General features: G+C 64.1%; 1 protein-coding gene. It reads right to left on the bottom strand.

Features of this window, described 5'->3' with window-relative positions; genetic code table 11:
- Positions 1–57 precede the first annotated feature (57 nt).
- Entirely contained in the window at positions 58–1,293 is a 1,236-nt protein-coding gene (locus BRW65_RS30800) for an IS256 family transposase (protein WP_042909891.1), read from the bottom strand.
- Positions 1,294–1,418: the final 125 nt, after the last annotated feature.

The raw sequence follows: 1,418 nt of genomic DNA, 5'->3' as shown, positions 1-1,418 counted from the left end.
GGTCAAGTCCAGGGACGTGGTGTACGACGTCGTCGTGTGATTCTTCGACTTGGTGGTTTAGGCGGTCAGTGCCGCCGGGGTGTCCTCCTGTTCTGTTGATGGCGTGTGGTCGGCGCGGGATTTGCTGAGGACGTCGAGGCCGAGGTAGCGGCGGGATTCGGCCCATTCGTCGTGTTGTTCGGCCAGCACCGCGCCGACGAGGCGGATTAGGGCGTTGCGGTCGGGGAAGATTCCGACGACGTCGGTGCGCCGGCGGATTTCCTTGTTGAGTCGTTCTTGTGGGTTGTTGGACCAGATCTGCCGCCAAATTTGTTTGGGGAAGGCGGTGAAGGCGAGCAGGTCGGCGCGGGCGTCTTCGAGGTGGTCGGCGACCTTGGGGAGCTTGTCGGCCAGTGCGTCGATGATGCGGTCATATTGGGCTGCAACGGAACCGGCGTCAGGTTGATCGAAGACCGAATGCAGTAGTGTGCGTACCCACGGCCACGATGATTTCGGAGTGATGGCCATCAGGTTGGTGGCGTAGTGGGTGCGACACCGTTGCCACGATGCCCCAGGCAGGGTGGCGCCGATCGCGGCCACCAGACCGGCGTGGGCGTCGGAAGTGACCAGACGGACCCCTGATAGGCCGCGGGCGGTCAGCGACCGCAGGAAGGTCAGCCAGCCGGCCCCGTCCTCGGCGGTGGTGACGTCGATGCCCAGGATTTCGCGGTAGCCCTCGGCGTTGACCCCGGTGGCGATCAGCGCGTGCACGTTGACCACCCGGCCTGCTTCGCGAACCTTGAGCACCAGGGCGTCAGCAGCCATGAACGTGTACGGGCCTGCATCCAGTGGCCGGGTCCGGAACGCCTCGACCGCGGCGTCGAGCTCTTTGGCCATCACGCTGACCTGGGACTTCGACAAGCTGGTGATGCCCAGAGTCTCGACGAGTTTGTCCATCCGCCGCGTCGAAACGCCCAGCAGGTAGCAGGTAGCCACCACCGTGGTCAGGGCCCGCTCGGCGCGTTTGCGCCGTTCCAGCAGCCAGTCCGGGAAGTACGAACCTTGCCTTAGCTTGGGAATCGCCAGATCCAATGTGCCTGCGCGGGTGTCAAACTCGCGGTGCCGATACCCGTTGCGGGAATTGGTGCGCTCGCTGCTGCGCTGGCCGTAGCCGGCACCGCACACCGCGTCGGCTTCGGCGCCCATCAGGGCGTGAATGAAGGCGGCCAACAACTCGCGCAGCACATCAGGGTGCGTGGTGGTGAGTCGTTCGGCCAGCACGGCAGACAGGTCGATATCGTGGGCAATGGTCATCGCGTTGATTCCTTTGCTCGAGTGACTTTGGTCGGTCCCTCGAAGAATCACGCGATGACCTTCATTCATCCGGCTACGACACGCCGGTCATCACCGGCTCGTACACCACTCTGCTGGACGCAACT

The sequence above is a fragment of the Mycobacterium paraffinicum genome (genome assembly GCF_001907675.1).
Taxonomy (GTDB): domain Bacteria; phylum Actinomycetota; class Actinomycetes; order Mycobacteriales; family Mycobacteriaceae; genus Mycobacterium; species Mycobacterium paraffinicum_A.
The sequence above is the reverse complement of the archived record's forward strand: the minus strand, read 5'-3'. Positions and strand labels throughout refer to the sequence as shown.